This is a genomic window from Streptomyces sp. sk2.1 (genome assembly GCF_008120935.1).
GTDB lineage: Bacteria > Actinomycetota > Actinomycetes > Streptomycetales > Streptomycetaceae > Streptomyces.
The window spans coordinates 1-1,127 of sequence record NZ_RDBO01000276.1 but is presented as its reverse complement, the minus strand read 5'-3'; the positions used below and the strand labels follow the sequence as shown (position 1 = coordinate 1,127).

Sequence of the window (1,127 nt, the reverse complement as noted above, 5' to 3'; positions counted from 1 at the left end):
ACGACGTCGACAAGCCCGCCGGGGTCCTCTCCGGCGGCGAGAAGACCCGCCTCGCCCTGGCCACCCTGGTGGTCTCCTCCGCCAACGTGCTGCTCCTGGACGAGCCGACGAACAACCTCGACCCGGCCAGCCGCGAGGAGATCCTCGGCGCGCTGCGCACGTACAAGGGCGCCGTCGTCCTCGTGACGCACGACGAGGGAGCGGTCGAGGCGCTCCAGCCGGAGCGCATCATCCTGCTGCCGGACGGTGTCGAGGACCTGTGGGGCGCGGACTACCAGGACCTGGTCGCGCTGGCCTGACCGACGGACGCGGTTCCTGACCGACGAAAGCACCAGAGGTCCCACTCCTCGTTCCCGTGAGTAAATCCCAAGCGTCGGAAGTCCTTCGGGGATTGACGCAGGGTAGGACCCAGGCGAGGAGCTTGGTCACATCTGATCGCCCACGGGGGCGCTGTCACGTTGGCGGATGACATGGTTGGATCTTCGGGTTGATCATGCTGGAGGGGGATCGTCGTGGTGAACCCGACGCCGTCGTACAAAGGGGCACCGCCACCCGGCCGAAGTCGTCTCCCACCGCGTGTGGCTGTACTTCCGGTTCCCGCTCGGTTACCGCGGGGTTGAGGAGCTGATGCTCCAACGCGGCGTGATCGTCTCCTGCGGGACCGTCCGCCGGTGGTGTGCGAAGTTCGGCCAGGCCTACGGCGACGGGCTGCGCCGCCGCCGACGGCGGGCCGGTGACACATGGCATCTCGACGAGGTCTTCATCAAGATCAACGGGGTGCGGCGGTACCTGTGGCGGGCAGTCGGCCAGGGCGGCAACGTCCTCGACGTTGCTGCTGCCGAAAACCTCATCCGCCCAGTTCAGGCGGCATGTTGGTACTCGTGGAGGATGCCGCCGAGTCGTTCGCGTTTTCGTATGTCGAGGCGGGTGATCTGCTCCGGATCGGTGATCGGCACCGGCAGCGGGTGCAGCGGACGGGCGTTGGCGATGCCCTGATGCGGCCGGTGGGAGTTGTAGAACTCTTCGAACTCCCGTAGTGCGTGGAGCAGGTGCCGCTGGTTCCAGATCAAGGTGCGGTCCAGCAGCTCACGCCGGCAGGTCTGCACCCACCTTTCCGTGATCGAGTT

General features: G+C 66.8%; 2 protein-coding genes and 1 pseudogene. 2 read left to right on the top strand and 1 reads right to left on the bottom strand.

Annotation, left to right across the window (positions count from 1 at the left end; all coding sequences use genetic code 11):
- Both EAO76_RS43730 and EAO76_RS43725 read left to right on the top strand, forming a co-directional pair.
- A partial coding sequence (locus EAO76_RS43730) for an ATP-binding cassette domain-containing protein (RefSeq protein ID WP_148841751.1) occupies window positions 1–299 on the top strand: 299 nt, incomplete at its 5' end.
- 277 nt (window positions 300–576) lie between these two features.
- A pseudogene (locus EAO76_RS43725) lies at window positions 577–831 on the top strand (DDE-type integrase/transposase/recombinase); the annotation flags it as partial.
- A 29-nt stretch (window positions 832–860) separates the two neighbouring features.
- Here EAO76_RS43725 and EAO76_RS43720 read toward each other — a convergent pair.
- Window positions 861–1,127, bottom strand: a 267-nt coding sequence (locus EAO76_RS43720; RefSeq protein ID WP_148841750.1) for an integrase core domain-containing protein, incomplete at its 5' end; no start/stop codon positions are given.